The sequence below is a fragment of the Alkalimonas mucilaginosa genome (genome assembly GCF_036327005.1).
Taxonomy (GTDB): domain Bacteria; phylum Pseudomonadota; class Gammaproteobacteria; order Enterobacterales; family Alteromonadaceae; genus Alkalimonas; species Alkalimonas mucilaginosa.
Genome location: NZ_JAUGZK010000033.1, coordinates 1 through 2048 on the forward strand (window position 1 = coordinate 1; position 2048 = coordinate 2048).

The 2048-nt window shown below is 34.0% G+C and carries 1 protein-coding gene; it reads left to right on the top strand.

Going from position 1 to position 2048, the window contains the following annotated elements; translation table 11 throughout:
- Positions 1-15: 15 nt before the first annotated feature.
- The coding region (locus tag QWF21_RS17945) for a hypothetical protein (RefSeq protein ID WP_330089414.1) at positions 16-2048 on the top strand (2033 nt) is incomplete at its 3' end.

Below are 2048 nucleotides of genomic sequence, written 5' to 3' on the forward strand. Positions count from 1 at the left end.
ACCTAGGTGTTGGAAATGCCACAAAAAAGAAAGAGTAAACAAAGAAGTGCAAGAAGCGTTAAACCAACTATGAAGAATTTTGGTTTATTGGGTCTTATCCAGCTGAATCACGAGACGGATAGAGAAGCATTCAGAGATTTACTGGATATAAAATGCCGGAACCCTGTTTTTAAAACTTATTTGTACAGCAATCCTGTACACTATTCTAAATTTATCAGAAGAGATATTAATTCATTTGGTTTTAATAGCAACTGGCAAGAGGTAGAGGTTTGGATAAAGCAAATAATTCAATTCAAAAAACAATTAAATAAATTTATAGAGTTAAAAGAGAGTGTAGAAAAGGATGTCCTCTTGGGTCGTTTTGAAGAAGCTCTTGATACTCTAGCAATTATAAAAAAATCACTTGGGTATTCATATTGGCAAGTTCAAACTGAACTGTCAGTATTGTCTTTCATTCGAAAAGATAGCGAAGCGCTAAAGCGATACAGGCTCCTATTTGAGAGCAGTAATCGGCCAGTTGAAGAACGAGATTTAGATATAATTTTGTCTAATGCATCCAGTAGTAGAACATCAGAACGGAATGACTATTCCTTTGAAGCAATTTTGGAAGGTTTGAATAACTCGGAAGGCAAGGCTCTTGAATTTCTATTTCGTTTTGATCCGTTGTGCTTCGATGATAAAGATTTTAAAGGTATTTTCGAGTATATGTTTCCAGCTAGTATTATCGATAAATACTTAGCTTTTTGTAGAATGGCAATGGTATGCCAGGCTAAAGGAAATTTTGAAAATGATATAGTAAAAGGCTTTCTATCATTAAAGTCACATATTAATGATTACAAACTCATGAATATTCATCGCCTGCAAAGTGGAGAAATGACTCTTCAGGATGAAGATAGAGCAATCATTGAGATTTGCGACACTTATATGATGGGGGATTTTGAAAATGTAATTGTAAAATGCGAAAATTACTTAGCGCAATGGCCGAACATGTCAAATGCTTACGAATTCTATGTGAACTCCTTAATAGCGCTTGATAGAGGTAGTAGTTTTGATAAAGGCAGCTTGATTAATCATACTATCGCACAGTTGCATAGATATATAATCGGCAGAGGTGATGTAAGTTTTACAAATTTGACAAGGCTGTTTCAACAGTTTAATCATTTTGATGTTATGCCACTTGTTAAGCTGATAGAGATAAAAGGGAATATTTGTCATGATACTGATCTGGTAAAAGCATTGTACAGCTTTTTGGACATCAATGGCTCCACTTTTAACCCGTTTAGAAATAATCTACCAAACAAAAAATCAATTAGCTATGTTATTGCTAACTGTACAAGTGAAGACGTTTATCTGCTAGATATACCAGATTACCGTAAGCTAAAGTGGCATGCCGACAAGTTGTTTAGCGAGAATCATTTTTCAGAGGCATTGGATCTATACAAAAAAATTACCAACTGCCCGATACATCTAGAAGATGAGATAAGAGCTAAAATTGCTTTAAGCATGATAAAATCGGGCAACTGCCAAGGCACTGTCGAATACATCAGTGATTCATACTTTGAAAATCCAAAAAATGTCTGGAAGCTACCGAAAGAGCTTCTTTTTAAAGAAATTAACGAGAGTGAAAACATTGATTTTCATTCAATTGATACTGTAATTAGCATATATCTACTACTGAAAGATAATTATACCGAGCACCAAGTAATATCTTTATACTTAAATGACTATCTCATGCAGTTTGGAATAAAATCTCCAAGTGAGTTGCTTCCAGCCTGCTATAAACAACGGTTTTTGCTTCGTAATATTTGTGATCTGAATATCCTCGAAGGCCTAAATATCTATCGATCAAATAATGAGAAAATTCTGGATCGTGTAAATATACTTTCTAACTTGATATCTGAAGACGGACAAGAAGATAAAGTTTTAGAAGAATTAGAATTTATGATTCATCAATACACGAAAAACTCTTGCGTTAAAAAATTGGGGAAAGGCAAGTTACATGTAGATCAGTCAAAAGTTTTTGCTGAGTCAAAAAGACTATATGCTTC